3 protein-coding genes are annotated in these 3,432 nt (G+C 62.7%); all 3 read right to left on the bottom strand.

What is annotated here, in order from left to right; all coding sequences use genetic code 11:
* Positions 1–17 precede the first annotated feature (17 nt).
* Complete coding sequence (gene nuoI, locus Q0071_RS05350; RefSeq protein WP_298166105.1) at positions 18–503, bottom strand: NADH-quinone oxidoreductase subunit NuoI; 486 nt, start codon at positions 501–503, stop codon at positions 18–20.
* Positions 500–1,648 carry an NADH-quinone oxidoreductase subunit NuoH gene (gene nuoH, locus Q0071_RS05345; protein WP_298166103.1) on the bottom strand — a complete coding sequence of 383 codons (1,149 nt, stop codon included), beginning with the start codon at positions 1,646–1,648 and terminating at the stop codon, positions 500–502. The genes nuoI and nuoH overlap by 4 nt, the downstream gene beginning before the upstream one ends.
* Positions 1,645–3,432, bottom strand: a 1,788-nt coding sequence (gene nuoG / locus Q0071_RS05340) for an NADH-quinone oxidoreductase subunit NuoG (protein WP_298166101.1), incomplete at its 5' end; no start/stop codon positions are given. The genes nuoG and nuoH, both read right to left, overlap by 4 nt.

The following is a 3,432-nucleotide window of genomic DNA, read 5'->3' as shown; positions in this document are numbered from 1 at the left end:
ATCATGTTGCGCGGCCCCTAGCGGTACGGTGCATCGGCTTCAAGGTTCGCGGCGAGCGCCCGCTCCCACTTGTCCCCGTTCGCGAGCAGCTTGGTCTTGTCGTAGAGCAGTTCCTCGCGCGTTTCGGTCGCGTATTCGAAGTTCGGTCCCTCGACGATGGCATCGACCGGGCAAGCTTCCTGGCAGAAGCCGCAGAAGATGCACTTGGTCATGTCGATATCATAGCGCGTGGTGCGGCGGCTGCCGTCCTCACGCGGTTCGGCCTCGATCGTGATCGCCTGCGCCGGGCACACCGCCTCGCACAGCTTGCACGCGATGCAGCGCTCTTCGCCATTGGGATAACGGCGCAGCGCATGCTCGCCGCGAAAGCGCGGGGAGAGCGGGTTCTTCTCGAACGGGTAGTTGATCGTCGCCTTGGGCTTGAAGAGGTACTTCAAGGTCAGCCAGTGCGCCTTGAGGAACTCCCACAGCGTGAAGCTCTTGATGATCTGCGAGACGGTCATTTCTTTGCGTCCAGTTCTTTGCAGGTCGGCAGGCCCGGAAGTCGTTCGTCTGCACAAAGCTTCGCTTCGTATGTCCGGCCCGAAACCATTCCAGCTTCGCGCATGGGTCCATACCTCGTCGCCATCAGATACCCACTGATCGCGAACACGAAGAACAGCGAGAGCGGCAGGAAGATCTTCCAGCCCAGCCGCATCAGCTGGTCATAGCGGTAGCGCGGCACCGTTGCCTTGACCCAGCTGAAGATGAAGAAGAAAAACAGGATCTTGAGCAGCAGCCAGACAAGGCCGGGCACCAGATAGAGCACCGGAATGTCGAGCGGCGGCAGCCACCCGCCCCAGAACAGCGTGGCATTCAGCGCGCACATCAAGAGCACGTTGGCATATTCGCCCAGCCAGTAGAGCGCGAAGGCCATCGACGAGTATTCGGTCTGATACCCCGCAACGAGCTCGCTTTCCGCTTCGGTCAAGTCGAACGGCGCGCGCGCGGTTTCGGCCATGCCGGAGATCAGGAACATCACCCAGACCGGGAACAGCAGCGGGTTCGCCACGAAGCCGTTGATGATCCAGACGTGGTCCTTCTGCGCCTTGACGATCTCGTTCAGATTGAACGAACCCGCCCACAGCACCACGCAGATGAGGATGAAGCCGATCGAGACTTCATAGGAAATCATCTGAGCCGATGCACGCATCGCGCTGAAAAACGGGTATTTCGAGTTCGACGACCAGCCCGCGATCACCACCCCATAGACGCCGAGGGACGAGATCGCGAGGACATAGAGCAGGCCGACATTGATATCCGCCAGCACCGCGCCCGAATTGAACGGGATCACCGCCCAGGCCATCAGCGCCACGGTAAACGTGATGATCGGCGCGATCAGGAACAGGCCCTTGTTCGCCGCCGAGGGGATGATGGTTTCCTGCAGGAACACCTTGAGCCCGTCCGCAAACGACTGGAGGATGCCGAACGGTCCTACCACGTTCGGCCCGCGCCGCAGCGCCATCGAGGCCCAGATCTTGCGGTCGGCATAAATCACAAGCGCCACCGCCAGCATCACCGGCAGGGCGATCAGCAAGATTTCGAGGACCGTGGAAAGGCCCCAGGCGGCTTCAAAGGAAAGCCCGAGATTCTGGAAAAACGGGATCATTCCGCGGCCTCCGCAAAGCTTTCGCCGTGCAGCAGTTCTGCCGAACAGCGCTGCAAGGTCGGGCTCGAACGCGCGATGGCATTCGTCAGATAGTGGTCCTTGATCGGGTAACCCGCGATCACGCCCTCGGCCTTCGCGCCCTTCGGAGCCGCAGGCAGCGCGCCATAATCAGCCAGCCCTTCCGAACCCAAAGCCGGAACTTCGGCGATCATCGCGGCGCGCAGCTGCTCGAAGCTGTCGAAGCCCACCGAAACGCCCAGCGCATCGGCCATCGCGCGCAGGATCGTCCAGTCCTCGCGCGCGTCCCCGGGCGCATAGACCGCGCGTTCGGAATACTGCACCCGGCCTTCGGTGTTGACGTAAGTGCCGTCCTTCTCGGTGAAGGCCGCCGCAGGCAGGATCACATCCGCCGCATGCGCCGCCTTGTCGCCGTGATGGCCGATATGCACGATCATGGAGCCAGCAAACTTGGTGTAATCCACCTCGTCCGCCCCCAGCGAGATCACCATCTTCGGCTTGGCCGCGACCAGATCACCCAGCCCGCCAGCCTGCGCATAGCCCAGCATCAGCCCGCCCATGCGGCTCGCGGCCATGTGGAGCACGTTGAAGCCGTTCCACTCTTCGGTCACCAGCTTGAAGCGCTCGGCAAACACCAGACCTGCTTCGAGCGCGCCCTTGGCAAGGCCAGCCCCGCCAATGATGATCGCGGGCTTCTTCGCTCCTTCGAAGGCGGCGACAACTTCGGCGGGCACATCATTGAGAATGGCCGAATCTTCGCCAAGGAACGTCGCCGGGTAAGTCGGCTCCCAGGCAGCGCCGATCACGAAGACCTTCGCGCCCTTCTTGGCCGCCTTGCGGAGCCGCGTGTTCACCAGCGGCGCTTCATCGCGGACGTGGCTGCCCACGATCAGCACCGCATCGGCCTCTTCGATGCCGTTCAGGGTCGAACTGAAGGCCACCGCTGCCATGTTGCTCGCAGTATAGGCCAGCCCCGTCTGGCGCCCTTCGAGCAGGCTCGAACCCAGCGCGCGCGCCAGTGCCTTGGCCGCAAACATCGTCTCGCAATCGACCTGATCGCCCGCAATCACCGCGACCGAAGCGCCGGGATTGATCTTGGCTACCGCGTCGAATGCCTCGGTCCAGCTCGCCGCCGTCAGCTTGCCATCCTTGCGCAGCCACGGCTTGTCCAGACGGCGCCGCGTCAGGCCATCGACCACATAGCGCGCGCGGTCGGAAAGCCATTCCTCGTTCACGTCATCGTTAACGCGCGGCAGGATGCGCAGCACTTCGCGGCCCCGGCTGTCGATGCGGATGTTGGAGCCGACCGCATCGGACACGTCGATGCCCAGCGTCTTCTTGAGCTCCCACGGCCGCGCCTCAAACGCATAAGGCTTCGAGGTGAGCGCGCCGACCGGGCACAAGTCGATAACATTGGCCGAAAGCTCGTGCTTCGCCGCGCCTTCAAGGTACGTCGAAATCTGCATACCTTCGCCGCGATAGAGCGCGCCGATCTCGTCCACGCCCGCGATCTCTTCGGAAAAGCGCACGCAGCGGGTGCAGTGGATGCACCGCGTCATCGTCGTCTTGATCAGCGGGCCCATGTACTTGTCAGTGACAGCGCGCTTGTTCTCGTCATAGCGCGAACGCCCACGGCCATAGGCGACCGACTGGTCCTGCAGATCGCATTCGCCGCCCTGATCGCAGATCGGGCAATCGAGCGGGTGGTTGATGAGGAGAAACTCCATCACCCCCTCGCGCGCCTTCTTGACCATCTCGCTATCGGT

It is taken from the genome of Novosphingobium sp. (assembly GCF_027486195.1).
Lineage (GTDB): Bacteria > Pseudomonadota > Alphaproteobacteria > Sphingomonadales > Sphingomonadaceae > Novosphingobium.
This window is presented reverse-complemented; position numbering and strand designations above follow the sequence as displayed.

Coding starts and splice junctions, on each gene's coding strand:
- nuoI (WP_298166105.1), bottom strand. CDS start 503: ATGACCGTCTCGCAGATCATCAAGAGCTTCACGCTGTGGGAGTTCCTC.
- nuoH (WP_298166103.1), bottom strand. CDS start 1,648: ATGATCCCGTTTTTCCAGAATCTCGGGCTTTCCTTTGAAGCCGCCTGG.